Annotated in this window: 4 protein-coding genes; all 4 read right to left on the reverse strand. The window is 71.2% G+C overall.

What is annotated here, in order from left to right:
* On the reverse strand, positions 1-685 hold a 685-nt coding region (locus tag ICN82_RS20650), incomplete at its 3' end, for a glycosyltransferase family 2 protein (RefSeq protein WP_193187100.1).
* Between the two features lie 457 nt (positions 686-1,142).
* A complete protein-coding gene (locus ICN82_RS20655; RefSeq protein ID WP_193187102.1) occupies positions 1,143-3,767 on the reverse strand; it encodes a hybrid sensor histidine kinase/response regulator in 2,625 nt (874 codons plus the stop codon).
* Positions 3,768-3,783: 16 nt separating this feature from the next.
* The gene (locus ICN82_RS20660; protein ID WP_226898648.1) at positions 3,784-4,275 is read right to left on the reverse strand and encodes a molybdopterin-dependent oxidoreductase; all 492 of its coding nucleotides are present in this window, start codon (positions 4,273-4,275) and stop codon (positions 3,784-3,786) included.
* 180 nt (positions 4,276-4,455) lie between these two features.
* The coding region (locus ICN82_RS20665) for a sugar transferase (protein WP_193187108.1) at positions 4,456-5,358 on the reverse strand (903 nt) is incomplete at its 5' end.

Below are 5,358 nucleotides of genomic sequence, written 5' to 3' on the forward strand. Positions count from 1 at the left end.
TGTCGCGCGCGGCGGCGGCGCAGGCGGCAGCGCGGCCGCGGCACAGCGCGGCGATGTCGCGCGAGCGGCGCGGCTCGCCGATGCGCTGCATGACCAGCGTCCAGGGGATCGCGGTGAAACGGGTGCGGCTGCCGGCCAGGCGCACCAGCCATTCCAGCCCCTCGCCATGGGAGAGGCTTTCGTCGAAGCCGCCGCTGTCGCGGAAGATCCCGGCGCGCAGCGCGACATTGGACAGGGTGCAGACCGGGTTGGCGCCCATCAGGGCCGCGATGTCGAGCGGCCCGCGCGGCAGCACGGAGACGGCCCGCGTCTCCTGTCCGTCGAAGAAGGCGACGCGCCCGTAGGCGGCATCGGTGGCGGGGTCGGCGAAGGCGGTGTCGAGCGCGGCCAGCTTGCCGGGCAGCCACTGGTCGCCGGCATCGCAGAAGGCGATGATCTCGCCCCGCGCTTCGCCGACGGCCAGGTTGCGTGCCGCGCCCGGTCCGCCGGCGGGAGCGGCCAGCGCATGGAAGCGCGGATCGGCGGCCGCGGCGCGGGCGATGATCTGCGCGGTGCCGTCGCGCGAGCCGCCATCGACCAGCAGGCATTCCCAGTCGCCGAAGCTCTGGGCGGTCAGGCTGGCGATCGTGTCGGACAGGGTGTCGGCGGCGTCGAGGCAGGGCACGATGACGGAGAACCTGGGCATGTCGGATCAACCTTTCGGTCTGGCGGCTGCGATGTTCGACCGGGGGCGGGGCCGCGCCGGTCGGCGGGGGCGGGGTCCGGAGCGGGAGGGGTCCGGGAAGGGGGCGCCCGGCGGCGCGGTGTGGTTGGTGCGAGCCGGGCTGTCCGACTCATACCGCTTGCGCGGCGCAAGATCCCGCGCGCGGCTGGACATGGGCGAGACGCAACCGGGGATATCCCTATCCGAACGGGTGGCCGCATCCCCGCCGGGAGGCGCCGGGTCGGGCCCGGCGCGGGACGGCGCCTCCCGCTGGCGGCGAGAGGGCCGGGCGGGGGCCTGCAGAACGGGTATCTGCCGGGGGATCGGCGGAGGGCGAGTCGCGCTGCGGGTTCCGCGGAGGGGAGGACGGCATCCCCCCGCCGCCGGTCCGTCGCGGCATGCGGCCGGCACTGCCAGGGCGGATGGACGGGGTCCCGGCCTAGAGCGCCGCGCTGCGTGCCCGGCCGGTTTCGGACGCTGCGAGATCCTCGCGCGCGATCAGCAGCGCGTGGCTTTCGTCCCACAGGCCGGTCAGGGCGGCGAGGTCCCCCGGAGAGACGGTCCGCCCGGCCTTGGCCTCGGTTTCGATCCGGGCCAGCGCGCTGCGCAGCGCGTCGAAGCCGAAGGTGGCGCAGCTGCCGGCGATGCGGTGGGCGGTCGCGGCCAGTTCCTCCGGGGCCACCTGGCCGGAGGCCAGCGCCGCGACGGTGCCGCGGGTTTCGGTGACGAAGCGTTCCAGCAGCGCCGAGAAGGCTTCGGGGCGCAGCCGCTCGCGCAGCTCGTCCAGCCGCGAGAGGTCGACGGGGCGGGGGGGCTCGGGCGGGGCCGGCGCGCGCACGGTGCCCCCGGAGACCACCTGAACCAGTGTGTCGAGCAGCAATTCGCGATCGAGCGGCTTGGAGATGCAGGCATCCATCCCCGCCTCGTGGAAGCGGGCGATCTCCTCGGGCAGGGCGTGGGCGGTCACGGCGATGATCGGCACCCGCGCTGAAGGACCGTCGCCGGAGCGGATCAGCCGCGCCGCCTCGGGCCCGTCCATCTCGGGCATGGAGATGTCCATGAGGATCGCGTCGAAGCAGCGGCTGGCGGCCCATTCGACCCCGGCCCGGCCATTGACGGCCTCGGTGACCTTGTGGCCCTCCGCCTCCAGCATTTCGCGGGCGACGAAGCGGTTGATCTCGTTGTCCTCCACCAGCAGCAGGTCGAGCGGGCGGTTCAGCCGGCCGCGGGTCTTGCGCGGGCCGCCGATGACGGGTTCGGCCTCTGCCGGGCTGTCCACGTGCTCGATCGGGATGCGCAGCCAGAACAGGCTGCCCTCGCCGGGTTCGCTTTCCACCCCGATCTCGCCGCCCAGCATCCCGGCCAGGCGCCGGGCGATGCCCAGGCCCAGCCCGGTGCCGCCGACTTCCCTCGCATAGGAGGAATCCAGCGTCTCGAAATCCTCGAAGATGCGCTCGGCATGGTCGGGATCGATGCCGATGCCGGTATCGATGACCCGGAATTCCAGCATGTCGCGCCGGGCTCCCAGCGCCTCGATCTCAAGGTCGACACTGCCGCCGCGGGTGAATTTGACCGCGTTGCCGACGAGGTTCAGCAGGATCTGCCGCAGCCTGCGCGAATCGGCCATGACGGTTTCGACCGGCGCGCCGACCCAGGCCCAGTTCAGTGTGTTCTCGTTCGCCGTCGCCATGGGGGCGGCGGTCTCGATCACCCCGTCGGCCAGGCGCGGCACCGAGAAGGCGCGCGCCTCGGCCTGCATCTTCCCGGCCTCGAACTTGGCCAGTTCCAGCACGTCATTGACCAGCGCCAGAAGCGAACGGCCCGAGGATTGCATCCGTGCCAGCAGCGCGGCCTGCCTTTCGCTGAGCGCATGATCGTGCAGCAGGTCCATCGTGCCCAGGAGGCCGTTGAGCGGCGTGCGCATCTCGTGGCTCATCACGGCGAGGAATTCCGCCTTGGCGCGTTCCCCGGCCAGGGCGCGGTCGCGGGCCTGGGTCAGGCCCTCCTCGGCGGCCTTGCGGCGGGTGATGTCGCGGATGATGGCGACGAAGACATGCCCGTCATCCTGGTCGGCGCGATCGACGGAGAACTCGGCGGGGAAGCGGCGCCCGTTGCAGTCCACGGCGGTCAGCTCGATGACCCGTTCATGCGGTTCGGGGCGGCGGCGTTCGTTCAGATAGGCCAGGCGCCCGCCGCGCAGATCGGCCGTCACCTCGGGCGGAAACAGCAGGTCGCCGGCGTTGTTGCCCCTGGCCTCGTTGCGGCTGTAGCCGAAGATCGCCTGGGCGGCGGGGTTGAACTCGATGATCGTCCCGGCCGGATCGGCGACGAAGATGCCGTCGAGAGAGGTTTCCACGATCGTGCGCAGGCGGGTCGCGGTGCGCATCATCTCGCGCGTGCGGTGTTCGGCGGTGCGCGCCATGCCCAGCAGCATGCCGGCGATCAGCACCAGCGCGCAGAGCACCAGCCCCAGCACCGCCCCCGCAACGATGAAGCCATGCACCAGCTCGGCGCGACGGTTGTCTGAGATCTCGGCGAAGATGCGCAGACCGGTCAGGCCGATCTCGCGGATATTCGCCTCGAGCGCGTCGATCCGCGGCTGCAGCCCGGGCAGCGCGGCGACCAGCGCGTCATCGGGTCCGTCGATCAGGCCGACCGTGTCGTCCAGGAAACTGCGGATCTCGGCCAGCTTGCCCGCCATTCCGGGGTCGTCGCGCAGCGGCGCGAAGGCGGGGCTGACTTCCAGTGTCGAGATGCGGCTGTAGACGATGTCGAAGCGGCGGCGGATCTCCGTCGTGTCGGGCCGGCCCTCGGCGCCGTCCCGGAACGCCTCCTGCATGCGGACATATTCGACCTCGGTCTTGGACAGGGTCCATTGCAGGTTGTCCGAGGTGGCCCGGCCGAGCTCGTCGATCTCGGCCTGCACCATCCAGCCCAGCCCGCCCACCAGGCCGACGCAGAGCACCAGGGCGAGGACCGTGAATCCCGTGAGGATGCGCGAGCGTATTCTTTGCCGTCCGAACAGCACAGGCAGCGAATCCTCTTCTATAGCGCGCAGGGCCACGTTCCGAAGACTCCTCTTACCTCGTCACGATGATCCGGTCGAGTTGCCATATGCTGCGTGAAAACGTCACTTCGCTCTGATAGGCCGGATTCAAGTCGTAGGGGTAAACCACCCAGAGCGGCCCGTGTTCCCGGACCGACATGGTTTCGCCGTTGTTGAGATAGGCCAGGATCGGGCCGCCCTCCACCCAGTCCTCGCGCGGGATGTCCACGGCATAGTCGTTGATCGCGGTGGCGCTGATCGAATCACCCTGCGCGCCGACGGTCTCCAGCAGCACCTTCAGCGACACGCCGGTGAAGCTCTGGACGCCCTTCGTCCAGCTGGTCGTGGTCTCGAAGGTGACGGAGGGCAGGCTCCGGAGCATGTCCATGTCGAAGACGGCGCGATCGCCGTCATTGGTCGTCTCGATCCTGCCACTGATGGTGAGGATCGGCGTTCCCGTGGGCGCAGGCAGGTCCGCTGCCCGGGCGGTCGCCCCCAGCAGCATGGCCGCGCAGACGGCAAGCAAGGCAAAGGCCCGCAACATCGGCGGAACTCCTATGGCTGAGAAAAACGGAAACTGTGCGGATATGGGCGCAGGATGCCACGCGGCCGTTCCGTTGGAAAATCCGTATCGGGACAGGCGGGCTATACTTTGGTATAGTCCGCCTGTCCCGGTCGGGGGCCCGCGATCCGGGCGGACCGGGCGTCAGTAGGCGCCGCGGCCGCCCAGCACGGCGCGGAAGGTCAGCGCCAGGATCATCAGGTCCAGGGTCAGCGACTTCGCGCGGATATGCGCCAGGTCCAGGTCGATCATCTTCTCGAAGCCGATCTCGGCGCGGCCCGAGACCTGCCACAGGCCGGTCAGGCCGGGGCGCACGACCAGCCGCCCGAGGGCGCGCGCGTCATAGGCGGCGACCTCCTCGGGCAGGGCGGGACGCGGGCCGATCAGCGACATGTCCCCGCGCAGCACGTTCCACAGCTGCGGCATCTCGTCGATGGAGAAGCGGCGCAGGATGCGGCCGATCCGGGTCACGCGCGGGTCGTGGCGGGATTTGAAGCAGATGCCCTCGCGGTCCGAGGTGGCGATCAGCGCGGCGCGGCGGGCTTCCGCATCGACATGCATGGAGCGGAACTTGAACATGGTGAAGGGCGTGCCGTCGCGGCCGATCCGGGTCTGGCGGAACAGGACCGGGCCGCGGCTGTCCAGGCGGATCGCGGCGACCACGGCCAGCGTGGCAGGGGCCAGCGCGGCAATCATCCCGGCGGAGAGCGCGATATCGCCGGCGCGGCGGATCACGGCGCGCGCGTCGATGCGCGCGGTGCGGGCGGCCGCGCCGCGGGCGACGATCCCGGCGCCTGCGCCGAGGCCGCGCAGGGGGGCGGCGAAGAGGCTGCGGGTTCCGGCGATATCCTCCAGCAGGGCGCCGGTGCCGATCACCAGGCGCACGGGCAGGCGGCGCGCGGTTGCGGCCAGCCACAGGGCCTCTTCGCCCGCGACCAGCAGGATGTCGGCACGGGCGGCCTTCACGGCGGTGGCGACGGTGCGCTCGGCGCCGACGGAGCCGATGCCGATCGCGCGCAGCCCCGGGACGCGGCGGGTCAGGCCGAG

The organism is Mangrovicoccus algicola (assembly GCF_014903745.1).
In the GTDB taxonomy this organism is placed as follows: Bacteria; Pseudomonadota; Alphaproteobacteria; order Rhodobacterales; family Rhodobacteraceae; genus Mangrovicoccus; species Mangrovicoccus algicola.